This window comes from Vibrio neptunius, from assembly GCF_000967495.1.
Taxonomy (GTDB): domain Bacteria; phylum Pseudomonadota; class Gammaproteobacteria; order Enterobacterales; family Vibrionaceae; genus Vibrio; species Vibrio neptunius.
Genome location: NZ_JXXU01000115.1, coordinates 1 through 240 on the forward strand (window position 1 = coordinate 1; position 240 = coordinate 240).

Here is a 240-nt window from a genome sequence, read left to right on the forward strand (position 1 = left end):
TTAATGTCGTTTAAAATGGCCGGAGTAGCAAATAGACCTAGGCAGCGACTGCTGCCTTTCCCTCCTCAAGCCACTTACAAGCTTTACGATGTGCCAGAATGCCGTTATAAAAACGGACTTATTCAATGGCACCTAACTCCAATTTTTGAAATGGAAACTGAGAGTGAAGAGAAAAAGGCGATTTATTGGGAAAATAAGAATTTTTATTTTGCCAACTATGCAGCTTCATCTGAAGAGCAG

Annotated in this window: 1 protein-coding gene; it reads left to right on the forward strand. The window is 40.4% G+C overall.

What is annotated here, in order from left to right:
- Positions 1-15 precede the first annotated feature (15 nt).
- A partial coding sequence (locus TW84_RS24695) for a hypothetical protein (RefSeq protein WP_162197131.1) occupies positions 16-240 on the forward strand: 225 nt, incomplete at its 3' end.